Annotated in this window: 24 protein-coding genes and 5 tRNA genes; 3 read left to right on the top strand and 26 right to left on the bottom strand. The window is 33.6% G+C overall.

Features of this window, described 5'->3' with window-relative positions; all coding sequences use genetic code 11:
• The first annotated feature begins 72 nt into the window (after nt 1-72).
• Entirely contained in the window at nt 73-309 is a 237-nt protein-coding gene (locus tag HB672_RS12965; RefSeq protein WP_167769950.1) for a (4Fe-4S)-binding protein, read from the top strand.
• Between the two features lie 153 nt (nt 310-462).
• Here the strand turns inward: HB672_RS12965 and HB672_RS12970 are convergent, their stop codons facing one another.
• The 25 genes from HB672_RS12970 to HB672_RS13090 all read right to left on the bottom strand — a co-directional run bounded on the left by HB672_RS12970 (nt 463) and on the right by HB672_RS13090 (nt 22,747).
• On the bottom strand, nt 463-780 hold the full coding sequence (locus tag HB672_RS12970) for a DUF3467 domain-containing protein (protein WP_167769951.1): 318 nt from the start codon (nt 778-780) through the stop codon (nt 463-465).
• Between the two features lie 46 nt (nt 781-826).
• Nucleotides 827-5,128, bottom strand: coding sequence for a DNA-directed RNA polymerase subunit beta' (gene rpoC, locus HB672_RS12975; protein ID WP_167769952.1), 4,302 nt, complete (start codon nt 5,126-5,128; stop codon nt 827-829).
• A gap of 70 nt (nt 5,129-5,198) precedes the next feature.
• Nucleotides 5,199-9,011, bottom strand: coding sequence for a DNA-directed RNA polymerase subunit beta (rpoB, locus tag HB672_RS12980; protein WP_167769953.1), 3,813 nt, complete (start codon nt 9,009-9,011; stop codon nt 5,199-5,201).
• Nucleotides 9,012-9,134: 123 nt separating this feature from the next.
• Complete coding sequence (gene rplL, locus HB672_RS12985) at nt 9,135-9,512, bottom strand: 50S ribosomal protein L7/L12 (protein WP_167769954.1); 378 nt, start codon at nt 9,510-9,512, stop codon at nt 9,135-9,137.
• Nucleotides 9,513-9,576: 64 nt separating this feature from the next.
• The gene (gene rplJ / locus HB672_RS12990) at nt 9,577-10,098 is read right to left on the bottom strand and encodes a 50S ribosomal protein L10 (protein WP_167769955.1); all 522 of its coding nucleotides are present in this window, start codon (nt 10,096-10,098) and stop codon (nt 9,577-9,579) included.
• Nucleotides 10,099-10,116: 18 nt separating this feature from the next.
• A complete protein-coding gene (gene rplA / locus HB672_RS12995; RefSeq protein ID WP_167769956.1) occupies nt 10,117-10,806 on the bottom strand; it encodes a 50S ribosomal protein L1 in 690 nt (229 codons plus the stop codon).
• A 17-nt stretch (nt 10,807-10,823) separates the two neighbouring features.
• Complete coding sequence (gene rplK / locus HB672_RS13000) at nt 10,824-11,264, bottom strand: 50S ribosomal protein L11 (RefSeq protein ID WP_167769957.1); 441 nt, start codon at nt 11,262-11,264, stop codon at nt 10,824-10,826.
• A 72-nt stretch (nt 11,265-11,336) separates the two neighbouring features.
• On the bottom strand, nt 11,337-11,891 hold the full coding sequence (gene nusG, locus HB672_RS13005; RefSeq protein WP_167769958.1) for a transcription termination/antitermination protein NusG: 555 nt from the start codon (nt 11,889-11,891) through the stop codon (nt 11,337-11,339).
• A 13-nt stretch (nt 11,892-11,904) separates the two neighbouring features.
• A complete protein-coding gene (secE, locus tag HB672_RS13010; RefSeq protein WP_167769959.1) occupies nt 11,905-12,096 on the bottom strand; it encodes a preprotein translocase subunit SecE in 192 nt (63 codons plus the stop codon).
• Between the two features lie 16 nt (nt 12,097-12,112).
• Nucleotides 12,113-12,185 (bottom strand) — tRNA-Trp (locus HB672_RS13015).
• A 63-nt stretch (nt 12,186-12,248) separates the two neighbouring features.
• Nucleotides 12,249-13,436, bottom strand: coding sequence for an elongation factor Tu (gene tuf / locus HB672_RS13020; RefSeq protein ID WP_167769960.1), 1,188 nt, complete (start codon nt 13,434-13,436; stop codon nt 12,249-12,251).
• A gap of 64 nt (nt 13,437-13,500) precedes the next feature.
• A tRNA-Thr gene (locus tag HB672_RS13025) sits at nt 13,501-13,572 on the bottom strand.
• A 13-nt stretch (nt 13,573-13,585) separates the two neighbouring features.
• Nucleotides 13,586-13,658 (bottom strand) — tRNA-Gly (locus HB672_RS13030).
• A gap of 26 nt (nt 13,659-13,684) precedes the next feature.
• A tRNA-Tyr gene (locus HB672_RS13035) sits at nt 13,685-13,767 on the bottom strand.
• A 35-nt stretch (nt 13,768-13,802) separates the two neighbouring features.
• Nucleotides 13,803-13,876: transfer RNA gene (locus HB672_RS13040), tRNA-Thr, on the bottom strand.
• Nucleotides 13,877-13,978: 102 nt separating this feature from the next.
• Nucleotides 13,979-14,281 (bottom strand): ribosome-associated translation inhibitor RaiA, encoded by a 303-nt coding sequence (gene raiA / locus HB672_RS13045; protein WP_167769961.1) that lies wholly within the window; start codon nt 14,279-14,281, stop codon nt 13,979-13,981.
• Nucleotides 14,282-14,318: 37 nt separating this feature from the next.
• A complete protein-coding gene (locus HB672_RS13050; RefSeq protein ID WP_167769962.1) occupies nt 14,319-15,206 on the bottom strand; it encodes a tyrosine-type recombinase/integrase in 888 nt (295 codons plus the stop codon).
• A gap of 112 nt (nt 15,207-15,318) precedes the next feature.
• The gene (gene rpsU / locus HB672_RS13055) at nt 15,319-15,513 is read right to left on the bottom strand and encodes a 30S ribosomal protein S21 (RefSeq protein ID WP_167769963.1); all 195 of its coding nucleotides are present in this window, start codon (nt 15,511-15,513) and stop codon (nt 15,319-15,321) included.
• 80 nt (nt 15,514-15,593) lie between these two features.
• A complete protein-coding gene (locus HB672_RS13060) occupies nt 15,594-16,733 on the bottom strand; it encodes an acyl-CoA dehydrogenase family protein (RefSeq protein WP_167769964.1) in 1,140 nt (379 codons plus the stop codon).
• 20 nt (nt 16,734-16,753) lie between these two features.
• Nucleotides 16,754-17,623, bottom strand: coding sequence for a helix-hairpin-helix domain-containing protein (locus tag HB672_RS13065; protein WP_167769965.1), 870 nt, complete (start codon nt 17,621-17,623; stop codon nt 16,754-16,756).
• Between the two features lie 16 nt (nt 17,624-17,639).
• Nucleotides 17,640-19,268 (bottom strand): alanine/glycine:cation symporter family protein, encoded by a 1,629-nt coding sequence (locus HB672_RS13070; RefSeq protein WP_167769966.1) that lies wholly within the window; start codon nt 19,266-19,268, stop codon nt 17,640-17,642.
• 123 nt (nt 19,269-19,391) lie between these two features.
• Nucleotides 19,392-20,420, bottom strand: a complete 1,029-nt coding sequence (locus HB672_RS13075; RefSeq protein ID WP_167769967.1) for a potassium channel protein — start codon at nt 20,418-20,420, stop codon at nt 19,392-19,394.
• A gap of 3 nt (nt 20,421-20,423) precedes the next feature.
• A complete protein-coding gene (locus tag HB672_RS13080) occupies nt 20,424-20,651 on the bottom strand; it encodes a PspC domain-containing protein (RefSeq protein WP_167769968.1) in 228 nt (75 codons plus the stop codon).
• Between the two features lie 105 nt (nt 20,652-20,756).
• Nucleotides 20,757-22,025 (bottom strand): DUF2851 family protein, encoded by a 1,269-nt coding sequence (locus HB672_RS13085; protein WP_167769969.1) that lies wholly within the window; start codon nt 22,023-22,025, stop codon nt 20,757-20,759.
• A 140-nt stretch (nt 22,026-22,165) separates the two neighbouring features.
• Nucleotides 22,166-22,747 carry an NUDIX domain-containing protein gene (locus HB672_RS13090; RefSeq protein ID WP_167769970.1) on the bottom strand — a complete coding sequence of 194 codons (582 nt, stop codon included), beginning with the start codon at nt 22,745-22,747 and terminating at the stop codon, nt 22,166-22,168.
• 127 nt (nt 22,748-22,874) lie between these two features.
• Here HB672_RS13090 and pyrE point away from each other — a divergent pair, with 127 nt between their 5' ends.
• Together pyrE and HB672_RS13100 are read left to right on the top strand one after the other, a co-directional pair.
• Nucleotides 22,875-23,519: an orotate phosphoribosyltransferase gene (pyrE, locus tag HB672_RS13095; protein ID WP_167769971.1), complete on the top strand. Its 645-nt coding sequence runs from the start codon at nt 22,875-22,877 to the stop codon at nt 23,517-23,519.
• 22 nt (nt 23,520-23,541) lie between these two features.
• Nucleotides 23,542-23,937, top strand: coding sequence for an SRPBCC family protein (locus HB672_RS13100; RefSeq protein WP_167769972.1), 396 nt, complete (start codon nt 23,542-23,544; stop codon nt 23,935-23,937).
• Here HB672_RS13100 and HB672_RS13105 read toward each other — a convergent pair.
• Nucleotides 23,934-24,665, bottom strand: coding sequence for a biotin--[acetyl-CoA-carboxylase] ligase (locus tag HB672_RS13105; RefSeq protein ID WP_167769973.1), 732 nt, complete (start codon nt 24,663-24,665; stop codon nt 23,934-23,936). The genes HB672_RS13100 and HB672_RS13105 overlap by 4 nt on opposite strands.
• Nucleotides 24,666-24,673 lie beyond the last annotated feature (8 nt).

Genomic DNA, 24,673 nt, shown 5'->3' on the forward strand with positions numbered 1-24,673 from the left:
ATGATTTAAAATACTTAGCATTTAGTGTTTATACATTTAAAATAGATTCATAACCCCAAACGTGAACTACTTATGGAAACTCAAGACAACATCTTCAGTAATGAAGACATTACAGTAACCTTCGAACCTTGTAAATGCATTCACGCTGAAAAGTGTGCTAAAGAACTATCTCAAGTTTTTAGGACCTCTGTGATACCATGGATTAATTTAGACGGAACAAAATCCAAACGAATTATTGAACAAATAAATAAGTGCCCTTCTGGTGCATTACAATATTCATTAAATAATATGAAAAGAAAAGTAAGCTAGTAAAGCATAAAAAAAGCCCTTTGTATTTACAAAGGGCTTTTTTTATGCTTTTCCAGTCAGTCCAAAGTTTAATGGCATTGGCGTTTTCTCGCTTTAAATATTTCGAGAAATCTCCTAATATCCAATTACACTTATAGATTACAATTACACCTATTATGCTTGTCCTGTCGGTCCAAAGTTTAACGGCATTGGCGTTTTCTCGTAATCCTTTATTTCACCATGTGCTTTTTCAAAACGATGCACATTATCGCCTAAAGCTTTTACTAAACGTTTAGCGTGTTGTGGTGTTAAAATAATTCTCGATTTCACTTTGCTCTTTGGAGTCCCAGGCATAATGCTAACAAAATCTAACACAAACTCAGATACCGAATGATTAATTATTGCTAAGTTTGAGTAAGTTCCTTCTGCAATTTTTTCATCCAATTCTATATTAATTTGACCTTGCTTTGGGTTGTTTTTATTTTCTGCCATAATATTAATATTAAAAAAAATTCCCGCTCTTGCGGGAATTTTATGTTTAGTTATAATTCATTTCTTGCTTAGCTTGCATCATTTCGTCAAACTCTTCTTTAGAACCTACGATAATGTTTTCGTAATGCCTAAGTCCAGTTCCTGCAGGAATTTTATGTCCAACAATCACGTTTTCTTTAAGTCCTTCAAGCGAATCCACTTTACCAGCTACTGCTGCTTCATTTAAAACTTTAGTCGTTTCCTGGAACGATGCTGCCGATATAAATGATTTTGTTTGAAGTGATGCTCTTGTAATTCCTTGAAGAATTGGTGTTGCTGTTGCTGGATTTGCATCACGAGCTACAACTAGGTTTTTATCTTCACGACGTAACAATGAATTTTCATCTCTTAACTCTCTAGACGTAATAATTTGTCCAGCTTTTAAGTTTTCAGAATCTCCAGAATCTTCAACCACTTTCTTTCCAAAGATTTCATCATTTTCAGTAATAAAATCTGATTTATGAACTAATTGATCTTCTAAGAAAATAGTATCTCCTGAATCCTGGATCCTAACCTTACGCATCATTTGTCTTACAACAACTTCGAAGTGCTTGTCATTAATTTTCACACCTTGCAAACGATATACTTCTTGTACTTCATTTACTAAGTATTGTTGAACTGCAGATGGGCCTTTAATATTTAAGATATCGTTAGGAGTAATCGATCCATCAGATAATGGCATACCAGCCTTAACAAAATCGTTTTCTTGTACAAGAATTTGATTAGATAATTTCACTAAGTATTTTTTAATATCTCCTAGCTTAGACTCAACTATAATCTCACGGTTACCTCTTTTAATTTTACCAAAAGAAACCACACCATCTATAGCACTTACAACTGCTGGGTTTGATGGGTTACGTGCTTCGAATAATTCGGTTACACGAGGTAAACCACCAGTAATATCACCAGCTTTTGCAGATTTACGAGGAATCTTAACTAAGATTTTTCCAATATTAATCTTATCTCCATCATCAATCATTAAATGCGCTCCAACTGGTAAGTTGTACGAACGTATTGTTTCTCCCTTAGAATCTTCAATATGAAGTGTTGGAATAAGTTTTTTATTTCTAGATTCAGATATTACTTTTTCTTGGAAGCCTGTTTGTTCATCAATTTCCACTTGATATGTAACACCTTGCTCAATATTTTCATATCTTACTTTTCCAGCAAATTCCGAAATAATTACACCGTTATATGGATCCCATTGGCATACCACATCATTAGCTTTTAGTTTCTGACCATTTTTAACAAAAATGGAAGAACCATAAGGAATGTTATTAGTACTTAAAGTAATTCCTGTCTTCTCATCAATAAGTTTAATCTCTGATGTTCTTGAAATTACAATATCTACAATATTTCCTTCTCCATCTTCTCCTTTAACAGTTTTTAGATCTTCAATCTCTGCCTTACCATCAAATTTTACAAATAACTTGTTCTCTTCTGAAATGTTTCCAGCAATACCACCTACGTGGAATGTACGAAGTGTCAACTGTGTTCCAGGTTCTCCAATAGATTGAGCTGCAACAACACCTACAGCTTCACCACGTTGCACCATTTTACCAGTAGCAAGGTTTCGACCGTAGCATTTTGTACAGATTCCCTTTTTAGCTTCACAAGTTAATGGCGAACGTACTTCTACTGCATCAACTGGTGAATTTTCTATTTTCTTAGCAATGTGGTCATAAATATGACCTCCGGCTTCAACTAAAAGTTCATCGGTTAATGGATCATAAACATCGTATAACGATGTACGACCAACTATTCTATCTTCTAAACTTTCAACAACTTCTTCGTTTTTCTTTAATGGTTCTACATTAATACCTCTTAATGTACCACAATCTTCTTCATTAACAATTACATCTTGCGAAACATCAACCAAACGACGAGTTAAATAACCTGCATCAGCAGTTTTAAGTGCTGTATCGGCAAGTCCTTTACGAGCACCGTGAGTAGAAATAAAATATTCTAAAATTGAAAGTCCTTCTTTAAAGTTAGAAAGAATTGGATTTTCAATAATTTCTCCTCCACCTGCGTTAGACTTTTTAGGTTTTGCCATCAATCCACGCATACCTGTAAGCTGACGAATCTGTTCTTTAGATCCACGAGCTCCAGAATCAAGCATCATAAACACCGAGTTAAATCCTTGTTGGTCTTCTCTAATACGCTTCATTGACAATTCTGTCAATTCTGCATTAGTAGAAGTCCAGATATCAATAACCTGGTTATAACGTTCGTTGTTTGTTATAAGTCCCATGTTATAGTTAGCTCTAATTCCATCCACCTGCTTATTTGCAGAGTCTATCATAGTATGCTTTTCTGGCGGGATAATAATATCACCTAAACTAAATGATAAACCACCTTGGAATGCAAACTTATAACCTAAAGTTTTAATTTCATCAAGGAATGCAGCCGTTTCAGGAACACTAGTTACCTTAAGAATATTACCAATAATATCTCTTAACGATTTTTTAGTTAATACCTCATTAATGTATCCAGCAACTTCAGGAACTTTATCATTAAATAAAACACGTCCAACAGTTGTTTCAACAATTTGGTTTACTAATTCTCCAGCATCGTTAAAATCTTTAGTTCTAACTTTAATAGACGCATTAAGATCTGCTCTTTTTTCATTATAAGCTATAACAACTTCTTCTGGGGAATAAAATGTTAATCCTTCTCCAACAACTTTCACGTCTTTTGTCGACTTACGTAACTTAGTCATATAATATAAACCAAGTACCATATCTTGAGAAGGTACTGTTACTGGCGAACCATTTGCAGGATTCAAAATATTATGAGAAGCTAACATTAATAGTTGTGCTTCCAAAATAGCTTCTGGTCCTAATGGTAAATGTACTGCCATCTGGTCACCATCAAAATCGGCGTTAAATGCAGTACACACTAATGGGTGTAACTGGATTGCCTTACCTTCGATAAGCTTAGGTTGAAATGCTTGAATACCAAGTCTGTGTAACGTAGGAGCACGATTTAAAAGAACTGGATGCCCTTTTAAAACATTCTCTAAGATATCCCAAACTACAGGCTCTTTTTTATCTATAATTTTCTTTGCAGATTTTACCGTTTTAACAATTCCTCTTTCAATTAGTTTTCTAATTACAAAAGGTTTGTATAACTCGGCTGCCATATTTTTTGGCAATCCACATTCGAATAATTTTAATTCTGGTCCAACAACAATTACCGAACGCGCAGAATAATCAACACGTTTACCAAGTAAGTTTTGACGGAAACGACCTTGCTTACCTTTTAATGAATCTGAAAGAGATTTTAAAGGTCTGTTAGAATCGGTTTTAACTGCTGATGACTTACGTGTGTTATCAAATAATGAATCTACAGATTCTTGTAACATACGTTTTTCGTTACGTAAAATAACTTCTGGTGCTTTTATCTCAACAAGTCTCTTAAGACGGTTGTTACGAATAATTACACGACGATATAAATCATTTAAATCAGACGTAGCAAAACGACCACCATCAAGTGGTACTAATGGTCTTAATTCTGGTGGAATTACTGGAACCGCTTTCATAATCATCCATGAAGGATGATTTTCACGATTCAAATTAGCCTCTCTAAATGCTTCAACAACTTGAAGACGTTTTAAAGCTTCTGTTTTACGTTGCTTAGACGTTTCAGTATTTGCTTTATGACGAAGTTCAAATGATAGTTCATCAAGTTTAATTCTTGATAACAATTCAATTAAACATTCAGCTCCCATTTTAGCAATAAACTTCTCTGGGTCTGTATCATCTAAATATTGGTTTTCTTGTGGAAGTGTTTCAAGAATATTTAAATATTCTTCTTCTGTTAAGAAATCCATTTTTTGAACAGGTTCTCCTTCGGCATTTTTAGCATTACCTGGTTGGATTACTACATAACGCTCATAATAGATAATCATGTCTAATTTCTTAGATGGTAATCCAAGTAAATAACCTATTTTGTTAGGTAAAGAACGGAAATACCAAATGTGTGCTACAGGTACAACAAGGTTAATGTGCCCTACACGATCACGACGTACTTTCTTTTCTGTTACTTCTACACCACAACGGTCACAAACAATGCCTTTGTAACGTATACGTTTGTATTTACCACAAGCACATTCGTAATCCTTTACAGGACCAAAAATACGCTCACAAAATAAACCATCACGTTCTGGTTTATGTGTTCTATAGTTAATGGTTTCAGGTTTTAAAACTTCTCCTCGAGATGCAGCCAAAATAGACTCTGGAGATGCTAAACCAATTGAGATTTTACTAAACCTCTGTACTGTATTCTTATCTTGTTTTCTTGCCATGTTCTTTTAAGTCTTCAGTTTTCAGTCTTCAGTACGCAGTTAAACTATGTACTGAAAACTGTTAACTAATTTATTCTTCTAATCTTATGTCTAATCCAAGACCTTTCAATTCGTGCATTAATACGTTGAAAGATTCTGGTAGTCCAGGTTCTGGCATTGGTTCGCCTTTTACGATTGCTTCGTAAGTTTTAGCTCTACCAATTACATCATCAGATTTTACTGTTAAGATTTCTCTTAACGTTGCTGATGCTCCATAAGCTTCAAGTGCCCATACTTCCATTTCTCCAAAACGCTGTCCACCAAACTGTGCTTTACCACCAAGAGGCTGTTGCGTAATTAATGAGTATGGTCCAATTGAACGTGCATGCATCTTATCATCAACCATATGTCCTAGTTTTAACATATAGATAACACCAACGGTTGCTGGTTGATCGAAACGAGATCCTGTACCTCCATCATAAAGATAAGTATGACCATATCTAGGAATTCCAGCTTCATCTGTAAACCCATTAATTTGGTCGATTGTTGCACCATCAAAAATTGGTGTTGCATACTTACGATCTAATTTTTGTCCTGCCCATCCTAATACTGTTTCATAAATCTGACCAATATTCATACGAGAAGGTACACCAAGCGGATTCAATACAATATCAACTGGTGTTCCATCCTCAAGGAAAGGCATATCTTCTTGACGAACGATACGTGCAACAATACCTTTGTTACCGTGACGTCCTGCCATTTTATCTCCAACTTTTAGTTTACGCTTTTTAGCAATGTAAACTTTCGCTAGTTTTATGATTCCTGCTGGTAATTCATCACCTACAGAAATTGTAAATTTCTCACGTCTAAGAGACCCTTGAAGGTCATTTTCCTTAATCTTATAATTGTGGATTAAATCTGCAACTAACTTATTAGTCTTTTCATCTGTAGTCCATTTACCTGAAACTAAATGCGCGTAATCATCTACAGCATTTAACATTTTTAAAGTAAACTTCTTTCCTTTAGGGAAAACCTCTTCTCCTAAATCGTTAAATACACCTTGAGCAGTTTTTCCAGCAACTATAGCAAAAAGCTTTTCAATTAAAACTTCAATTAAGTCATCAAACTTTTTATCGTAAACAGCTTCAAGTTGAGCAATGTCCTCTTTATCTTGAGCTCTTTTACGCTTATCTTTAATTGCTCTAGCAAATAATTTCTTATCTATAACTACACCATGTAATGAAGGTGATGCTTTTAGAGATGCATCTTTTACATCTCCAGCTTTATCTCCAAAAATAGCACGTAGTAACTTTTCTTCTGGTGTAGGATCACTTTCTCCTTTAGGTGTAATCTTACCTATAAGGATATCTCCTGGTTTAATTTCAGCACCAACGCGTATCATTCCATGCTCATCAAGGTCTTTTGTAGCCTCTTCTGAAACATTAGGAATATCATTAGTAAGCTCTTCGTTTCCAAGCTTTGTATCTCTTACTTCCAAAGAATACTCATCGATATGAATAGATGTGAATACATCTTCTCTAACGACTTTCTCCGAAATTACAATCGCATCCTCAAAGTTATATCCTTTCCAAGGCATGAAAGCAACTTTCATGTTTCTTCCTAAAGCCAACTCTCCACTTTGAGTAGCATAACCTTCACACAATACTTGTCCTTTAGTTACTTTATCTCCTTTTTTAACAATTGCTTTTAAGTTAACAGAAGTTCCTTGATTGGTTTTTCTAAACTTTGTTAAAGGATATGTTACCGTATCTGTATCGAAACTAACCATAGCTTCTTCTTCTGTACGACTATATTTAATTACAATTTCGTTTGCATCTACATATTCTACAACTCCTTTTCCTTGAGCATTTATCAATACTCTAGAATCGGATGCTACTTGGCGTTCCAATCCAGTTCCAACAATTGGAGATTCCGGACGTAATAATGGCACTGCTTGACGCATCATGTTTGATCCCATCAAAGCACGGTTTGCATCATCATGTTCTAAGAATGGAATTAAAGATGCCGAAATTGATGTAATTTGGTTTGGAGCAACATCTGTATAATCAACAGTTAATGGGTCGATTACAGGAAAATCACCTTCTTGACGAGCAATTACTTTTTCATCTAAAATTTTACCAGTGTCATCAACCTTTACAGTTGCTTGAGCAATCATCATATTTTCTTCTTCCTCGGCACTTAGATATACAGGTGTGTTTTTAATATCTACAACACCCTTCTCTACTTTTCTATATGGTGTTTCTAAAAACCCTAAAGCATTAACTTTTGCATATACTGAAAGTGAAGAAATTAATCCAATGTTTGGTCCTTCAGGCGTTTCAATAGGACATAAACGTCCGTAGTGTGTATAATGAACGTCACGAACCTCAAAACCTGCTCTCTCACGAGATAAACCTCCAGGTCCTAAAGCCGATAAACGACGTTTATGAGTAATCTCTGCTAACGGATTTGTTTGATCCATGAACTGAGATAACTGGTTTGTTCCAAAAAATGAGTTAATTACAGAAGACAATGTCTTCGCATTAATCAAATCGATTGGTGTAAATACTTCGTTATCACGAACATTCATACGTTCACGAATAGTACGTGCCATACGTGCTAAACCAACACCAAATTGAGAAGATAATTGTTCACCTACTGTACGTACACGACGGTTAGATAAGTGATCGATATCATCAATCTCTGCTTTAGAATTAATTAACTCGATTAAGTATTTTATAATAGTTATGATATCTTCTTTAGTAAGCACTTGCTTATCCATTCCAATATCTAACTGTAATTTCTTGTTCATTCTATAACGACCAACTTCACCTAAGTTATAGCGTTGATCACTAAAGAATAGCTTGTCAATAATACCACGTGCTGTTTCCTCATCTGGCGGCTCAGCATTACGTAATTGACGGTAAATATGTTCTACTGCTTCTTTTTCAGAGTTAGTAGGGTCTTTTTGAAGTGTGTTATGGATAATTGCATAATCTCCCGATTGGCCATCTTCTTTATGTAAAAGAATAGTTTTAACACCAGCTTCAAGAATTTCTTCAATGTTTTCTTTATCTAAAACAGTATCACGATCTAAAACAATCTCGTTTCTTTCGATAGATACTACTTCTCCTGTATCTTCATCTACAAAATCTTCATGCCATGTATTAAGTACACGAGCAGCAAGTTTGCGACCAATTACTTTTTTAAGTCCAGATTTTGAAACCTTTACTTCTTCAGCAAGGTCAAATATCTCAAGGATATCTTTATCACGTTCAAATCCAATGGCGCGGAAAAGTGTAGTTACAGGTAATTTTTTCTTTCTATCGATGTATGCATACATTACAGAGTTAATATCTGTAGCAAATTCTATCCAAGATCCTTTAAAAGGAATTACTCTAGCTGAATATAATTTTGTACCGTTAGCATGGAAAGATTGTCCAAAGAATACACCTGGAGACCTGTGTAATTGTGATACAACTACACGTTCAGCACCATTAATACAGAATGTACCACTTGGCGTCATGTACGGAATTGTACCCAAATAAACATCTTGAACAATTGTCTCGAAATCCTCATGTTCAGGATCAGTACAATATAATTTAAGTCTTGCTTTTAACGGAACGCTATAAGTAAGTCCTCTTTCAATACATTCTTCTATGGTGTATCTTGGTGGATCAATAAAATAATCCAAAAACTCCAAGACAAATTGATTACGTGTATCTGTAATCGGGAAGTTTTCCATGAAGGTGTTATATAACCCTTCATCACCTCTTTCTTCTGATTTTGTCTCTAACTGGAAAAAATCCTGGAAGGATTTAATCTGAATATCCAGGAAATCAGGATATTCTGTTCTATTTACAATAGATGAGAAATTTAATCTTTCAGCTTTAGTTGCTAACATCGACGGACGAAATTTTGATTAAAAAATAATTTTACGTGCACATAACGTTTATATACACAAAAGGGTCTAGGTCATAGAGAGCATTTCTCTAGACCTAAACCATATTTTGTAGGTTAGTTAAGCTTACTTAAGCTCAACCTCAGCTCCTGCTTCTTCTAACTGAGCTTTTAATGCTTCTGCTTCGTCTTTAGCAACACCTTCTTTAATTGCTTTTGGTGCACCATCAACTAATTCTTTAGCATCTTTTAATCCTAAACCAGTTAATTCTTTAACAAGTTTTACAACAGCTAATTTAGAACCACCAGCTGCTTTAAGGATTACGTCAAATTCGGTTTGTGCTTCACCAGCGTCTTCACCACCAGTTGCACCACCAGCAGCAACAGCAACAGCTGCAGCAGCAGGCTCAATACCATACTCTTCTTTTAATATACCAGCTAATTCGTTAACCTCTTTTACTGTTAAGTTTACTAACTGTTCTGCGAAATCTTTTAAATCTGCCATTTTTCTATCGTTTTAATAATTTTGTAATTTAATTTATTTTGTAAAAAGTGCGTACATTTTTATACTATCCCTCTTTTTGAGATAGTGTTTGTAAAATACCTGATAATTTACCTCCTCCAGATTTAAGCGCTGAAACAACGTTCTTAGCAGGAGATTGTAATAATCCAATAATATCTCCAATAAGTTCTTCTCTAGATTTAATATCTACCAACATATCTAATTGGTCGTCACCTAAGTAAATTGCTTCTTCAATAAAAGCTCCTTTTAATAGAGGCTTTTCTGATTTTTTTCTGAAAGCCTTAATTACTTTAGCTGGTGCGTTTCCAGTTTCAGAATACATAACTGAAGTATTTCCTTTTAATATAGAAGGTAATTCTCCAAATTCTTTCTCTGAAGCATCCATTGCTTTTTCAAGCAAGGTATTTTTTACAACTGCTAACTTCACGTTTGCTTTAAAACAAGCACGACGTAAGTTTGAAGTAGTTCCTGCATCTAATCCAGAAATATCTGCCAAATAAATATTTGCGTTTTCGGATAATTGAGCAGTTAACTCTTCAATTACTTGTGATTTTTCTTCTCTTGTCATAATAAAAAGTTTTACTGCTTAACCTATTTTTGGATCAATTGCAACACTAGGACTCATTGTACTTGACATAAAAATACTTTTTACGTAAGTCCCTTTTGATGCAGTTGGTTTAAGTTTCATTAATGTTGTAAGTAATTCTTGTGCATTACCTGCAATTTTATCAGCACTAAAAGATGCTTTTCCAATTGCTGCATGTACAATACCTGTTTTATCAACTTTAAAGTCAATTTTTCCAGCTTTTACTTCACCAACAGCTTTTGCAACATCCATAGTTACAGTACCTGTTTTTGGGTTAGGCATTAAGCCTCTTGGACCTAATACACGTCCTAAAGGACCTAATTTACCCATAACGCTAGGCATGGTAATAATTACATCTACGTCTGTCCAACCACCTTTAATTTTATCAAGGTATTCGTCTAAACCAACATAATCAGCTCCAGCTTCTTTAGCTTCTGCTTCTTTGTCTGGAGTTACTAATGCTAAAACTTTAACGTCTTTACCAGTACCATGCGGAAGTGACACAACACCTCTTACCATTTGGTTAGCTTTTCTAGGATCTACACCTAAACGAACAGCTAAATCTACTGATGCATCAAACTTTGCATTGGTGATTTCTTTTATTAATACTGATGCCTCATCAACAGAATAAAGTCTTCCTTTTTCTATTTTAGCAACAGCTTCTTTTTGTTTTCTTGTTAATTTTGCCATTTTAAAATCTTTTTAGGTTAATTAGGTGCTTCACCACCTTTAACAGTTATACCCATAGATCTTGCAGTTCCCGCAACCATTTTCATTGCTGATTCTATAGTAAATGCATTTAAATCTACCATCTTGTCTTCAGCAATAGTTTTAACTTGATCCCAAGAAACTTTAGCTACTTTTTTTCGGTTTGGTTCACCTGAACCCTTTTTCACCTTGGCCGCTTCTAATAATTGTACTGCAGCTGGAGGAGTTTTAATTACAAAGTCAAATGATTTGTCTTTATAAACAGAGATAACAACTGGTAATACTTTACCAGGCTTATCTTGAGTTCTAGCATTAAATTGCTTACAGAACTCCATGATGTTAACTCCAGCAGCACCTAAAGCGGGTCCAACCGGTGGCGACGGATTCGCAGCACCTCCCCGAACTTGTAACTTAACTACTTTACCTAATTCTTTTGCCATTTTTAATAATTTAGTTTTGGATGTCTCTTAAATTTGGAAGCTCAAGAACATACATATATAGTGTAACAATTATTATACTTTTTCTACTTGCATATAGCTTAATTCTAATGGTGTTTTTCTTCCAAAAATCTTTACCATTACTTCTAGCTTACGCTTTTCTTCATTTATATTTTCAATAGTACCATCAAAACCGTTGAATGGTCCATCAATTACTTTTACAGTTTCTCCTTTTGTGAAAGGTATCGCAACATTTGCATCAGCTTCTACAGCTAATTCATCAACCTTACCTAACATTCTGTTCACTTCAGATTGTCTTAACGGCACAGGATCCCCTCCTTTTGTTTCTCCTAAAAATCCAATTACATTAGTAATAGATTTAATTATATGAGGAATCTCTCCACTTAAGTTTGCCTGAATCATAATGTAGCCTGGAAAAAAAACTTTTTCTTTATGCACTTTTTTCCCATTACGTATTTGAATCACTCTCTCGGTTGGCACCAAAACTTGATCTACAAAATCGCTTAGACCTAATCTAGCAATTTCGTTTTCGATGTAATTTTTGATTTTGTTTTCTTGACCGCTTACAGCCCTTACAACGTACCATTTTTTTTCAACACTCTCAGACATTCTCAAAATGTTTTTAAATCCAATTAAAATACGCCTTTATAACTCTGCTAAAAACTGTATCTACTCCCCAAATAGCCAGCGAAAAAATAATAGAAAACACAGCAACCAATACTGTTAAACTTTGTGCTTCTGACCAAGGAGTCCAGCTTACATTATTTTTAAGCTCTCCAAAAGATTCTTTTATATAATTTACTATTCCTGCCATTTGTTTTTATTTTTTGCACGGGTTGAGAGACTCGAACTCCCGACACCTGGTTTTGGAGACCAGTGCTCTACCAACTGAGCTAAACCCGTAAATATAAGTCAAGGTATTCCGAAAAAATCGGAATACCTTAACTTAATATTTATTAACTTAAATTAGTCTAAAATCTCAGTAACCTGACCAGCTCCAACTGTTCTACCACCTTCACGGATAGCGAAACGTAAACCTACGTTCATTGCAATTGGTTGGTGTAAATCAACAGTAATTGTTAAGTTATCTCCAGGCATTACCATTTCAACTCCATCAGGTAAATTAATATTTCCTGTTACATCAGTTGTACGCACGTAGAACTGTGGACGGTAGTTGTTATGGAATGGAGTATGACGTCCACCTTCTTCTTTTTTAAGGATATAAACCTCAGCTTTAAATTTAGCATGTGGTGTTACAGATCCTTGCTTACAAATAACCATACCTCTACGGATATCAGTTTTTTCAATACCTCTTAATAAGATACCAACGTTATCTCCAGCTTCACCTCTATCTAATATCTTACGGAACATTTCAACTCCTGTAATAGTAGATGTTAATTTTTCAGCTCCCATACCAATAATATCTACAGGATCTCCTGTGTTAGCTACACCAGTTTCAATACGACCAGTTGCAACAGTACCACGACCTGTAATTGAGAATACATCCTCGATTGGCATTAAGAAATCTTTATCAACATCACGCTTAGGCAATTCAATCCAGCTATCTACAGCTTCCATTAACTCCATAACGGTATCAACCCATTTTTGCTCACCATTTAAAGCTCCTAAAGCAGAACCAGAAATAACAGGACCATTGTCTCCATCATATTCGTAGAAGTTTAATAAATCTCTAACTTCCATGTCTACTAATTCCAAAAGCTCTTCATCATCCACCATATCAACTTTGTTTAAGAAAACAACGATACGAGGAATTCCTACCTGACGTCCTAAAAGGATATGCTCACGAGTTTGTGGCATTGGACCATCTGTAGCAGCAACTACCAATATAGCACCATCCATTTGAGCAGCACCAGTAACCATGTTCTTTACGTAATCCGCGTGACCTGGACAGTCAACGTGAGCGTAATGACGATTAGCTGTTGCATATTCAACGTGTGAAGTATTAATTGTAATACCTCTTTCTTTTTCTTCTGGAGCATTATCGATTTGATCGAAATCTCTTTTTTCAGATAAACCAGCGTTAGCTAATACCGAAGTAATAGCAGCGGTTAAAGTTGTTTTACCGTGATCAACATGTCCAATTGTACCTATATTTAAGTGCGGTTTGGAACGATCGAAAGTTTCCTTTGCCATGATTTAAAATTTAATCTTAGTTATATAATAATATTAGTGTTCAAAATTTTTAAATCTTTATAAGAGCCAATGACGGGATTTGAACCCGTGACCTCTTCCTTACCAAGGAAACGCTCTACCCCTGAGCTACACCGGCCAAAAAAAATTAGAGCGGGAGACCGGGTTCGAACCGGCGACATTCAGCTTGGAAGGCTGACGCTCTACCAACTGAGCTACTCCCGCAATTTTTTTTTAAATCCTTTAAAAAGTGGGGAGAGCAGGATTCGAACCTGCGAAGGTGAAAACCAACAGATTTACAGTCTGTCCTCGTTGGCCGCTTGAGTATCTCCCCAATTATAAAAAATCATCAGTCTTTAAAAGAACTTGAGCCGATGGAGGGACTCGAACCCACGACCTGCTGATTACAAATCAGCTGCTCTAGCCAGCTGAGCTACATCGGCTTAATTTGTTGTTTTTAACGCAACAAAAAGTCCGCTATTTCTAACGGACTGCAAATGTATATATATTTTTTTTTAATCAAAACATTTTTCGAGAAATTTTCTCTATAAATATGTTCTTAATTTTTCTTTTCGTTTTTTTAGCTGTCTTTGTAGTGATGCAACTGCCATATCTGTGCCTTCTTCAAACGTTTTGCATTGTTTTTTTACAACGAAACTATCTCCTGGCACATGTACCTTAGCTTCAAATATCTTATTTTCTTTATCACTTGTGTTTTCAACTTTTAGAAATACATCAGATTTTATGACTTTATCATAATACATTTCTAACTTGTCCATTCGTTTTTGAATAAAGTCTATTAATTTTTGATCTGCATTGAAGTTAACTGATTGCGTGTTTACTTTCATATTCTAATTCTTTTTAGTTAGACAATATTTGTAGTGTTTATTTATTTCTTGGATGTGATTTTGCATATACTTTTTTAAGTTCGGCAATACTATTATGAGTATAAACTTGAGTAGCAGCTAAACTGGAATGCCCAAGTAGCTCTTTAACAGCATTTAAATCGGCACCTTGATTTAGTAAGTGAGTTGCAAATGAATGCCTTAATATATGTGGACTCTTTTTTACTTTAGTTGATGCCTTACTAAAATAGTTATTTATTATTCTGTAAACAAGAGTTTCGTAAATTTTATGACCCTTTTTGGTTAGAAATAAGGTTTCTTTATCTACAATCTTTTCTAATCTATTTCTATTACTTATATATACTTTAATTGTATCCAATACAGATTCTAATAACGGTAAATAGCGTTCCTTATTTCTCTTTCCTAAAACTTTAAGCGTTTTATTAGCTTCATCAACATCTTTTAATTGCAATTGCACTAACTCTATACGTCTAATTCCTGTGGAGTAAAACAATTCGATAATTAACTTGTCCCTTATACCTTCAAATGAATTATCAAAATTGAATTCATCTAGTACCATGTTCACTTCGTTTTTAGAAAAAGGAATTTGAACTTTTTTACTAACCTTGAGAGCTTTATGCTTTGATAATGGGTTCGCCTTAACTACCTCAGTCTTTATTAGAAATTTATAATACGAATTTAATGATGATATTTTTCTATTTACAGTTCTGTTTTCTAAACCAGAATCTACCAAACTAATAATCCAACTTCTAATTTGCGAATAGTTTGCTTTATTTATGTTTTCTTGATTAAAAGTTTCGTAATTAAATTTTGTGAAGTTTTTCAAGTCCTTAGTATAAGCATTAACTGTATGCTTTGAGTATTTCTTCTCTAATAAAAGATAATCATTAAAAGACGATAAGGACATTTTTAAATTTTAGGTTGTTTAAAAGTACAAAACTTTAAAGTACCATATATATTATGTATAAAAAAAACCCACAATATAAATTGTGGGTTTTTAAGTATTTGTTTATTGGGTTTTAGACTTCTTCTGAATCTCTTAACCTTTGAATGTATTGCGCTTTTTGAATTTGAGCTCTACGTGCAACTGAAGGTTTTGTAAACTGCTTACGCGTTTGCAACATACGCTTTGTTCCAGTTTTGTCAAACTTTCTCTTAAAACGCTTAAGTGCTCTATCTATATTTTCTCCTTCTTTAATTGGTATTATTAACATAGTGTCTTAACCTCCTCTCTTTTAGAATTTTTGGATTGCAAATATATAATTTATTATAAAACTACAAATGCAATTATATTTTATTTTAAAATATTTCTGGCTATGACTAATTTTTGAATTTCTGTAGTACCTTCTCCAATAGTACATAACTTAGAATCTCTATAAAATTTTTCTACAGGAAACTCTTTGGTATACCCATAACCTCCGTGAATTTGTACTGCATCGTTAGCAACTTTTACACATACTTCACTTGCGTACATTTTAGACATGGCTCCAATGGTAGTCATGCGTTCGCCTGCATTTTTTTTAGATGCAGCCTTATGCAACAATAGTTCGGAGGCTTCAATTTCGGTAGCCATATCTGCTAACTTAAATGAAATCCCTTGAAAACTAGAAATAGGTTTACCGAATTGATGGCGTTCTTTAGAATATTTTAAGGATGCTTCATAGGCTCCTTTTGATATCCCTAGAGACAAAGCTCCAATAGATATTCGTCCTCCATCCAAAACTTTTAATGATTGAATAAATCCTTCGCCTTCTTCTCCTAACATATTGTCTTTATGTATACGACAATTATCAAATACCAATTCAGCGGTTTCACTTGCTCGCATTCCTAATTTGTCTTCTTTCTTTCCAGAAGTAAATCCTGGTGTGCCTTTTTCTATTACAAAAGCAGACATGCCACGAGAATCACCTTTATCTCCTGTTCTTGCTATTACTACAGCAACATCACCACTTTTTCCATGAGTAATAAAATTCTTTGCACCATTAAGCACATAATAGTCTCCATCTTTAACAGCTGTAGTATTCATTCCTCCAGCATCACTTCCTGTATTATGCTCAGTTAATCCCCAAGCACCAATCCATTCGGCCGATGTTAGTTTTGGCAACCATTTTTGTTTTTGTGCTTCATTTCCAAAATAATAAATATGACCAGTACAAAGCGAATTATGAGCTGCTACTGATAATCCTATTGAAGGGTCAACTTTTGAAATTTCTTCTATAATCGCAATATATTCATGATATCCAAATCCAGAGCCTCCATATTTCTCATCTACAAAAACGCCCATAAAGCCCATTTCTCCAGCTTTTTTAAAAACCTCTACAGGGAAAATTTGAGCTTCATCCCATTCCATAATATTGGGTCTAATATATTGTTCTGAAAAATCTTTAGCTGAAGCTGCAATTAGTAATTGCTCTTCACTATAATTAAAATTCATAGCTATGTAATTGGTACTTATTAATTGAGTGTCAAATATAATTTAATTATCTCAATTTTATCTACTGGAAAGTTTTTTACTTTGGTTAATTCGTCCAAAGATTTAAATCCTTCTCTTAAGGTTCTTTGGTCTAAAATTTCGTAAGCAATCTCGTAGTCTATATGTTGTACAGTCACAAGCTGTTCAATAGAAGCAGTGTTTAATCCAATCTTTTTTATTTGTCTTGGTGTTTTTACTGCAAATTCGTTTAACAATCTTTGTAAAACTTCTGGAGAAATTCCATAGACATCTTGTAACTGAATATCATCAATAAAACCACCTTCGAACTTATTTCTAAACTTAATAATTCTATCTGATAATTTTTCTCCAATCCCATTAATTATCTGTAATTGTTTTGATGTTGCTGTGTTTAAATCTATTTTTTGTGTAAATGTTTTAGGTGTATCATTTTGATATTTAAAACTAGAGGTTGGTTTAGGATTTGTGACCCATTCTGGGAATTTAAAATATGGAGATATACTATTTAATAAAGAATCGGAAACCTTAGTAACATCTTGAAATTGTTTTGCTGAATTCACCCATTTGTTCTGCTCTCGAAATTTTAATAGCCTATCTATTTCATCAGGAGTCATTCCTAAAGTGTACCCTTTATAATCGGTAATATAATTTGGATTGAATGGAAATATTTTAGTTTGCTGCGATTCTATTTCAACCAATCGCAACGAGTCTATTTCGTTCTGGAATGCATTTAATTCATCCTTGTTAACAGATACATCTTTAGAAGAGAAGTCTACAAAATAATATAGACTTTGCATAATAAAAATGATTAACAATAATAAAAAAATCCCACTTCGTTGTCCTTTTGTGAACTTGAAATGGGATTTTTTCATAATATTTTAGTTTGGCTTATTCTTTATTACTCCTAATTGCCGAAAGATACTTAGTCATTTCTTCTCTTACCTTAGGGAATAAGAAGAACAGACCTATCATATTAGGGAATACTAAAGCTAGTATCATTGCATCAGAGAATTTAATAACCGCATCCAGTGTAGCAGCAGCTCCAATAACAACAAATATTAAGAAAAGAAGCTTGTAAACTAAATCAGCTCTTTTTCCTTTACCGAATAAATATTTCCAAGATTGAAGTCCATAATAAGACCAAGAAATCATTGTAGAAAAAGCAAATAAAACAATTGCAATAGTAAGTATATATGAGAATCCTGGGATTACAGAATCAAAGGCCTGAGAGGTTAAATCTACACCTCCTAATTGTCCACCTCCGTTCAAAATCACACTACTTCCATCTACGGCTCCATACTCAAATACACTTTGCATATTAGTTCCATCTATATTAAAGAAAATAATTACTAAAGCCGTCATTGTACAAATAACAACAGTATCAATAAATGGCTCTAATAATGCCACAACACCTTCAGATGCTGGGTATTTAGTTTTTACAGCTGAATGTGCAATTGCAGCAGAACCTGCTCCTGCTTCATTTGAGAAAGCAGCACGTTGGAAACCAACAATAATTACTCCAACAAAACCACCAAGGCCAGCCATAGGTGTAAATGCTCCTTTAAATATTAATCCAAAAGCGTCGTCTATATAACTAAAGTTTGCGAAAATAATCACAAGTGCAGCTAACACATAAATTCCAGCCATGAAAGGCACTATTTTTTCTGTGATTTTAGCTATTCTCTTTATTCCTCCAATAATTACTATTCCTACTAATACAGCAAGTACAGCACCAATGATTAGACCTGTTGCGCCTCCTGATATCCCAAATAAAGAACTCAACTGAACTGCAGCTTGGTTTGATTGAAATGCATTTCCTCCACCAAACGATGCACCTACACACAAGATAGCAAATAACACTCCTAATACTTTTCCAATTCCAGTAAAACCTCTTTCTTTTAGCCCTTTTGACATATAATACATTGGACCACCGTAAACTGTTCCATCTTCACCTACATCTCTATATTTTACACCAAGTGTACATTCAACAAACTTAGTTGCCATACCTATCAATCCACAAACAATCATCCAAAATGTAGCTCCAGGACCACCTAAAGCAATCGCCACTGCTACACCAGCGATATTTCCCAAACCAACGGTTCCAGAAACTGCTGTTGCTAATGCTTGAAAATGCGATACTTCTCCCTCTTGACTTTCATCTCTAATAGTTTCAATTGCATCACCTCCTGGAGTTGAATCACCATAAGCTGGTTCTACTACTGGATGATCAATATCATCATACTTACCTCTTACAGTGTTAATTGCCAATCCAAATTTTGTAATACTTGGAAACTTAAAGTAAATTGTAAAAAAAGTTGCTCCAACAACCAATAAAATCACAACAAAAGGGACATTGTATTCACCTATTGGCACTGTTGTTAATACAAAACCTTCCCACCAAGTTGCAATTGGCATAAAAGCATCATTGACTTTTTCGTCTAGTCCTTTTTCTGCTTCTTGAGCAAAGGTTAAAAGAGGCAACATTAAAGTAAATATTGAAAGAAAATATTTCTTCATAATTAAAAATTATTAGTTAGTTTAATTTATTAAAATCGTTAGTTTAAGTTAGCAAGATGCTAAAAAAAAATGAGTTTTTAAAGTATAATGGTAATTTAACATTGTGTTTCGCTAGCAAAAAGCCTACTCTACTTCAATATTATATAGTGAATTTAGCTTCTGGATTTGTTCTGGTCGTCCTAAAACTATCACTTTAGAATTAGGCACTAATTTGAGTTCCGCTTCTGGGTTTATTAGGTACTCTCCTTTTTCGTTTTTGAAACCTATAACATTACAGCCTGTTTTTTTACGTAAATCTAGATCTCTTATAGTTTTAATTTCTGAAGTGTTATATAGTTTTTCTACTGAAACCTCTTCTATATTTATATTGGTTTCGCCAATAATGGAGAGATTATCAATAAACTCCAATAAATCAGGAACTACAACCAAGGATGCCATGTGGTCACCTCCAATTTTATCTGGCAATATTACATTATTAGCTCCAGCCAGTTTTAATTTTCCATAGGTGGTTTCTTGTGATGCTCGACTTATAATACGCATGTCTTTATTTATTTGTCTTGCCGATAGTACTACAAACACATTATCGGAATCATTTGGTAATGCTGAAATTAAACAATTTGCTCTATCTACTCCTGCTTTTAAAAGCATTTCGTCTTCATTTGCGTTTCCATGAACAAAAGGCACCATGTCACTTTGATGCTTATCAACCGTTTCCTTTTTTGCTTCAATAACGACAAAAGACCTTTTATGAGCTAAGAGCTTTTTAGCTGCTTGTTTTCCGTTTCTTCCGTAACCACAAATAATAACATGGTTTGAAAGTGCATCAATCTTTTTTTGCATCTTTTTTTGTTTTAGTTCTTCAAGATCGTTTTTGGTAATAATATATTCTGTAATCACTTTAATAGCATAACCTACAATAACTACGCTTGTTAAGATTAAGAATATAGTAAATATTTTAGATTCGGGATCTAAGGGCTTAACCTCACCAAAGCCCACTGTGGTAATTGTAATTACAGTCATATACAAGGAATCAATCCAACTGTAATTGGTCATAATTTTAAATCCTATAACACCAATAAACAATAACGCAATTAAAAGAATAACTGCAATATTAATTTTAGATCTAAATACTTTTACTAAGGGATTTGTCATAGGTTATAAATCGAATACTGAGCTTCGTTTAGTGTATAATAAATCTTTAATTCGCATCCAAAATGCTATAAATAAGTATAGTGCAAAACCAAACCCAAGGGTAACAAAGGTTAAGTACATAAACGATGTTCTTACAACTTTAGCTCGAATCCCTAAGCGATCTGCAATACGTTGGCATACATAGTAACCATGCTTTTGAAAATAGAGTAAAGCCTTATAAAAAACATTCATTTGGTGATTAATACTTTATTTAATTGTCAAATGTAATTGGCTAATTATAATATAGAAATATCGAACCTTTACATAAACTCATTTCATACTGCAAGGTAATTAAATCTATGAAATTAACGAACTTCCAATAGCACATTGTAAACATTTATTTTTGTCACAATACTCATTTTTTAATTGTAACAATGCTTGCGAATGAAATGCAGAAGCAGATATCTCTGCTAAAGTATTGAATTTGTTAACTATACTATTTTTTTCTGAAGGCAATTGTTGAATGATACTAAGAATGATATCATTCTCTCCTTTTCCTTGATGCTTTGCGTAAGAAAACTTTAAAGGCACAATAGTATTGATAATTAAAAGATCAATAAACGATTTTGTGAGCTTTTTAACCGAGCGCTTAGATGTCTTATTAAAAGTGTAATGGGTTTCCCAAAACGAAGCTGTTTTTACATTGAAAATTGCATAAATATCTTCACTCGTTTTTGCTTCAGTTATTTTGGAAAATAAATTGTTGTGATTGTGATATAAATTTGCGAGTTGCGACAATCTAATGGTTGGGAAATTTGATGGACGCAATCTAAAAAACTGGATTGGTAATACACCAATATTAGTAAGTTGAAACTTAGTTTTCAAGAACTTATATTCCTTTTGAAGCTCATTTAAATAATGTTCTTGAGCATCTGTATCAAGCAATCCAGCTTGTCCAAACAATAAAGCTTCTAAACTTTGCTGTTTAGGTTGTTGTTTTCGTAATACTGAAAAATTGAATGAATTTGCCAAACTCAAAAAAGCATCACCATTGACTTTTAAACCAAAGTTTTTAGCAAGCATCTTAAACAGCGCTTCTTCCCAACTATTGCTAGATTGTTTTAAGAGCAATTCAATATCATTAGCTTTTCTTTCCAAACGTTCAAAATATAAACGCTCCAGCCAATTTTGCAAGACAAAATCATCTACAGCTGCAAAATCGTTTTCACAATTTATCCATCTTTGCTTTTTGGAAAACAGTTTTTCATAGCTTAATAAAACCTCTTTAGATACATAAGGTTTTAACTCAAGAGTTGGTATTATGGTTTTGTCTTTTCTATAGACTTCTATATCATGTTCCCAAACTACATGCAAAATTACATTGTCATAATTCTTATCGTTTTCATGATTGTGCACATACCAATCACTAGCATTAATGTGCATTTCTACATTTCCTGCCCAGAGTTGTTCTCCAATACTAATTTGAGCATTAAAAAAATCTGGGCCAGCGTTAAAATTATGAATACCAACATTTTTAACAACAATTGTTTCAGCTTCAGTTGTTTTCAATTCTAAGGCATGAAACTTTTTATATTTCCATATATGATGTAGAAAGTCTTCTTGCATGTAACTAAATTAGCTAAAATAGTTGTAAGAGGAAATACGTATAACTACGTATTAATTCAATAGATTAAAATAGGTGCTTTAGTCGATTATTTTACAACAATTAAAAATCATATCATGATAATCAACACCTCCTTCTTAATTCAAAATAATTCCCTAATATTAGCATAGCTATTTTCTAAAGCTTTGACTTGTTTTTTCTTTCCTAGCCATTCTACTTTAGTAATGCCTTCACTAGTTTCAGGTTTCAGCTTTCCGTTATAGGAAGTATGCATTTCAAACCAATGGGTGATTTTAATTTTATAACGTCCATTACGCTTAAAAATATGGTAAGTTTTCTCTAATGGCTTTGTGATTTTAAGTCCTTTCACACCTGTTTCTTCTTCTACCTCACGAATAGCTCCTTCTTCAATAGTCTCTTTACTTTTAACACAGCCTTTAGGTAAATCCCATTTATCGTTTCGATAAATAAATAACACTTTCTCTTTATCATTAATTACTTTACCACCTCCAGCTATAACATTTGGAAACTTTTTTAGAAACTTTTTCAGAAGTTTTTTCTTATTAGGATGGTATAAGTAAACCCCTTTATTTTCGGTTTTTCGAAAATCACGAACCACTCTTGGCAAATCAACATATTTTAGAGGATACGTTTTGTAGAGTTTTCCTTTCGGAACTTCTGAAGTTAGTATGATAGGCTTGTTATTAACAAAAACTTTATACATGGTATATATTAAGGTTAGGTAATGTAAAAATATCAATTTTTAATTCAAAGGAGGTCAACTACAAAAAAATATTTTATTCAAGATTTTTTCATTTCCTAAAAATAAATTTATACGTAGTTTTGCAGCTATGATTGCTAACAAGAACACCGCTAAAAAAACGGCCGAAGTTTTACTGCAAATTAACGCCATAAAACTAAGCCCAAAAGAACCATTTACTTGGGCTTCGGGATGGAAGTCGCCAATATATTGTGATAATAGAATTGTATTATCCTATCCTCCAATTAGAAATTATATTCGTGAGAAAATGGCAAAACATATAGAAAAACAATATGGAAAGCCAGATGTTATCGCTGGTGTTGCAACAGGAGCTATTGGTATTGGTGCTTTAGTTGCTGAGTATTTAGGCTTACCATTTATATATGTACGCCCAGAAGCTAAAAAACACGGTCGTCAAAATCAAATCGAGGGTTATATTCAAAAAGGACAAAGTGTAGTAGTTGTTGAAGATTTAATTAGTACAGGAAAAAGTAGTTTAAATGCTGTAAAAGCACTAAAAGAAGCAGAAGTTAGCGTAAAAGGAATGGTAGCAATTTTCTCTTACGGATTCGATGTTGCCAATGAAAACTTTGTGAAAGAAAATGTAACGCTTCATACCCTTAGCAACTACGAAAACTTACTAGAACAAGCTCTAGATACACATTACATTAACAAAAAAGAATTGGAAACTTTGTCGCAATGGAACGCCAATCCAAGTGAATGGAACGCTAATTGATAGCTTCTTTAAAAAACACATTATGAATTTAGAATCACCTAAAGTATCTGTAGATAAATCGGCACAAGACGTTTTTGATTTTTTAACCAATGTTGAAAATTTCGAAAAACTCATGCCTGAAAACATTAGTAAATTTGAAGTTTTAGACGAAGGCAAATTTTTGTTTGCGTTAAAAGGGATGCCAGAAATTGTTTTAAAACAAAAAGAAGCGACTCCTCCAAATAAGATTGTACTAGGAGCTGCAGGTGGTAAACTAGATTTTTCTTTAATTGGAAATATTACTGAAACCTCAGCTGACAAAAGTGATATTCAATTAAGTTTTGTAGGTGATTTTAATCCAATGATGGCTATGATGATAAAAGGGCCTATATCAAAGTTTATAGAAACGCTTGCAACTAACATCCCAAACTCAATCTAATACAATAACTGGATTTCTTTCAGTTCAAATTCTTTTATAATGCCATCTTCAAGTAGTATTTGAAGCGTCCCATTATTATTAACTCCTTGAATAAATCCAGAGAAAAGTTGTCCTTCTAAATCTTTAAAAGTAGATGGTTTATGCCTTCTAAAAAGTAACGCTTCGTATGCGCGTTTTATAAAATCATGTTTTCCTTTCTCCAGTTTATCAAAATAATATTGAAGCTGTTCCACAATTCGAGTCAACATCTCCTCAACATCAAACAAGGTTCCTGTTAAGTTCTTTAAAGACGACGCTAATGGCAAATTAGAAAATTGTGTTTGATTTACATTAAGTCCAATACCGATAATACTTCCTTCAATATTTTGTTGTTTTATGACATTTTCAATTAAAATACCGCATATTTTTTTTTGTTCTGCCAAAATGTCGTTAGGCCATTTTACAACTAATTTTGGCACTTGAAATTGCTGTAATGTTTTAATAATAGCCAAAGACGTCACCATACTTATGTAAAATGCATCATCAATAGAAACACAGCAATTACGTTTAAATACGCTACAAGTAAGGTTTTTATCTTTTTCTGAATTCCAAACAGCACCTATTTGACCTTTTCCTTTGGTTTGGTGTTTTGCAATAACAACAGTAAAATCCTCTAACCGTTTTTTAGAAGCCAACTCACGTAAATACGAGTTTGTAGAGTCAATGGCATTAAGTTTGATTATATGCATTACATCTA

The sequence above is a fragment of the Gaetbulibacter sp. S0825 genome (assembly GCF_011777505.1).
In the GTDB taxonomy this organism is placed as follows: domain Bacteria; phylum Bacteroidota; class Bacteroidia; order Flavobacteriales; family Flavobacteriaceae; genus Pontimicrobium.

Coding starts and splice junctions, on each gene's coding strand:
- rplL (WP_167769954.1), bottom strand. CDS start 9,512: ATGGCAGATTTAAAAGATTTCGCAGAACAGTTAGTAAACTTAACAGTA.
- rplK (WP_167769957.1), bottom strand. CDS start 11,264: ATGGCAAAAGAATTAGGTAAAGTAGTTAAGTTACAAGTTCGGGGAGGT.
- HB672_RS12965 (WP_167769950.1), top strand. CDS start 73: ATGGAAACTCAAGACAACATCTTCAGTAATGAAGACATTACAGTAACC.
- HB672_RS13050 (WP_167769962.1), bottom strand. CDS start 15,206: ATGTCCTTATCGTCTTTTAATGATTATCTTTTATTAGAGAAGAAATAC.
- secE (WP_167769959.1), bottom strand. CDS start 12,096: ATGGCAGGAATAGTAAATTATATAAAAGAATCTTTTGGAGAGCTTAAA.
- HB672_RS12970 (WP_167769951.1), bottom strand. CDS start 780: ATGGCAGAAAATAAAAACAACCCAAAGCAAGGTCAAATTAATATAGAA.
- HB672_RS13060 (WP_167769964.1), bottom strand. CDS start 16,733: ATGAATTTTAATTATAGTGAAGAGCAATTACTAATTGCAGCTTCAGCT.
- nusG (WP_167769958.1), bottom strand. CDS start 11,891: ATGTCTGAGAGTGTTGAAAAAAAATGGTACGTTGTAAGGGCTGTAAGC.
- HB672_RS13070 (WP_167769966.1), bottom strand. CDS start 19,268: ATGAAGAAATATTTTCTTTCAATATTTACTTTAATGTTGCCTCTTTTA.
- HB672_RS13090 (WP_167769970.1), bottom strand. CDS start 22,747: ATGTATAAAGTTTTTGTTAATAACAAGCCTATCATACTAACTTCAGAA.
- rplA (WP_167769956.1), bottom strand. CDS start 10,806: ATGGCAAAATTAACAAGAAAACAAAAAGAAGCTGTTGCTAAAATAGAA.
- tuf (WP_167769960.1), bottom strand. CDS start 13,436: ATGGCAAAGGAAACTTTCGATCGTTCCAAACCGCACTTAAATATAGGT.
- rpsU (WP_167769963.1), bottom strand. CDS start 15,513: ATGTTAATAATACCAATTAAAGAAGGAGAAAATATAGATAGAGCACTT.
- HB672_RS13085 (WP_167769969.1), bottom strand. CDS start 22,025: ATGCAAGAAGACTTTCTACATCATATATGGAAATATAAAAAGTTTCAT.
- HB672_RS13080 (WP_167769968.1), bottom strand. CDS start 20,651: ATGAATGTTTTTTATAAGGCTTTACTCTATTTTCAAAAGCATGGTTAC.
- HB672_RS13100 (WP_167769972.1), top strand. CDS start 23,542: ATGAATTTAGAATCACCTAAAGTATCTGTAGATAAATCGGCACAAGAC.
- HB672_RS13105 (WP_167769973.1), bottom strand. CDS start 24,665: ATGCATATAATCAAACTTAATGCCATTGACTCTACAAACTCGTATTTA.
- pyrE (WP_167769971.1), top strand. CDS start 22,875: ATGATTGCTAACAAGAACACCGCTAAAAAAACGGCCGAAGTTTTACTG.
- rpoC (WP_167769952.1), bottom strand. CDS start 5,128: ATGGCAAGAAAACAAGATAAGAATACAGTACAGAGGTTTAGTAAAATC.
- rpoB (WP_167769953.1), bottom strand. CDS start 9,011: ATGTTAGCAACTAAAGCTGAAAGATTAAATTTCTCATCTATTGTAAAT.
- rplJ (WP_167769955.1), bottom strand. CDS start 10,098: ATGACAAGAGAAGAAAAATCACAAGTAATTGAAGAGTTAACTGCTCAA.
- raiA (WP_167769961.1), bottom strand. CDS start 14,281: ATGAAAGTAAACACGCAATCAGTTAACTTCAATGCAGATCAAAAATTA.
- HB672_RS13065 (WP_167769965.1), bottom strand. CDS start 17,623: ATGAAAAAATCCCATTTCAAGTTCACAAAAGGACAACGAAGTGGGATT.
- HB672_RS13075 (WP_167769967.1), bottom strand. CDS start 20,420: ATGACAAATCCCTTAGTAAAAGTATTTAGATCTAAAATTAATATTGCA.